General features: G+C 57.1%; 1 protein-coding gene. It reads left to right on the forward strand.

What is annotated here, in order from left to right; all coding sequences use genetic code 11:
* Positions 1-457, forward strand: a 457-nt coding sequence (locus ACO0KW_RS20375) for a hypothetical protein (RefSeq protein ID WP_423055173.1), incomplete at both ends; no start/stop codon positions are given.

A 457-nucleotide genomic window follows, 5' to 3' on the forward strand; every position in this document is an offset into this window, starting at 1 on the left:
TGAACTGGAGCGGTGTCGCGACAGCGGGTGTCGATACCAGCGCATTGCCAGCGAGCGTCAATGTCAGTGGCGGCAGCAGCACGACATTTACAGTCACTGCCACCGATGATTATTTGAAAGAAGGTTCTGAATCCCTGATCGCCACGATCAGTGGTGTCACCGATACGAACAGTAAATATGAAGCAGTAGCGGTCGGCAGCAGCAACACAGCAAGCAGCGCGATCACCGATGAAGCCGTCCCAGCAGCAAGCGATACCGTCTATGCGCACATCAGTGTCGATGCAGCGAGTGTTGCCGAAGGTGGCGTCTTAACGTACACGGTCACCCTCAAAGACAGCAGCGGCAATGCCGTCAGTGTTCCAGTCGGCAGCAGTGTTGCGGTCGCCTTGAACTGGAGCGGTGTCGCGACAGCGGGTGTCGATACCAGCGCATTGCCAGCGAGCGTCAATGTCAGTGG

Origin of the sequence: Undibacterium sp. Ji22W (assembly GCF_049340305.1) — a bacterium.
Taxonomy (GTDB): Bacteria; Pseudomonadota; Gammaproteobacteria; order Burkholderiales; family Burkholderiaceae_D; genus Undibacterium.